The following is an 867-nucleotide window of genomic DNA, read 5'->3' on the forward strand; positions in this document are numbered from 1 at the left end:
AATTACTGGCTGACGAACGTCATTTTTCAGATTATGTGTTAAGTGAAATTCTCGGGTTGCAGCCTGAAGAGACCCAAAGCTTTTTACTAGACTCCTCTTGCTTACTGCGCTTAAACGCTGAGCTATGCGACTACATCCGCGGAACGAACAATAGTCGAGAAATACTGCAAGAACTCGAACAAAAAAATCTTTTCCTGATCCCGCTAGATAGCCAAGGTGAGTGGTTTCGCTACCACGAGATGTTTAGAGACTCACTATTCAAACGATTACGAAAGAACCAAAAAGCACATCTAATTGAGCTACAAACTCGCGCTATAGACTGGCTCATCGAGCATAACCAACCACATGAAGCCATCGAACAAGCTGTGCTTCTTCAAGAGTGGGAACTTCTAGCAAGACTACTTGAAAGCAACGGCAACAATTTAATTCATGAAGGGCATCATCTGCCGATGCTCGAATGGATAGCTGCCATTCCAGAGCAACTCAAATCTCGCTCACCCAGAATTCTTCTATTGAGAATTTGGGCCCTATTTTTCAGTAATAAAATCGAGGTCATCCAACCTCTGCTTGATGAATTAGAAGCATTAATCGATCAACAGCGTCTAGCAAACATAGAGACCAGTACTGACGAGCTTGTTGATCTGCATAGCGAAATCTCATTAATTCGCTCTTATATCGCCCGTTCGCAATCAGATCTACGTGGCGCTAGTCAGCTGACTAAGCAGGTATTAGAGGAATTAGACAGCACTAATATGCCACTCAAATCAGTGACATACTATGGAATTGGCTTAGACAGCTTCACGGTGGGTGATTTAGAGTCTGCTGAGACAGCTTTAAAAGCAGCTATAGAGCACGGCAAGCGAGAAA

1 protein-coding gene is annotated in these 867 nt (G+C 43.4%); it reads left to right on the plus strand.

Annotated features, from left to right (window positions below):
• Positions 1-867: hypothetical protein (locus tag A3739_RS30540; RefSeq protein ID WP_197472622.1), on the plus strand; the 867-nt coding region annotated here is incomplete at both ends.

Source organism: Oleiphilus sp. HI0067, from assembly GCF_001635735.1.